General features: G+C 70.0%; 1 protein-coding gene. It reads right to left on the reverse strand.

Features of this window, described 5'->3' with window-relative positions; genetic code table 11:
* Positions 1-233, reverse strand: a 233-nt coding sequence (locus KVT32_RS31690) for a hypothetical protein (protein WP_217619595.1), incomplete at both ends; no start/stop codon positions are given.

The following is a 233-nucleotide window of genomic DNA, read 5'->3' on the forward strand; positions in this document are numbered from 1 at the left end:
TAGGCCAGCCCGCCGACCGCCACGCACAGCACCAGCGCCAGCACGTAGTCGAGGGTCACGCCATGGCGCAGCGCCAGCTGGCTCTTCACCGCCAGCACCACGCCGGCCATCGCCAGCGCGGCCAGCAGCGGACGCACCAGCTGGCGGCAGAACGTGGTCCAGCCCAGGTCCAGGCAGCGCGCGACCATGCTCTGGTTCACCGGGATCATCACGATGCCGGTGATCAGGTAGGT

Origin of the sequence: Achromobacter sp. GbtcB20 (assembly GCF_019091095.1) — a bacterium.
Classification (GTDB): domain Bacteria; phylum Pseudomonadota; class Gammaproteobacteria; order Burkholderiales; family Burkholderiaceae_B; genus Achromobacter; species Achromobacter mucicolens.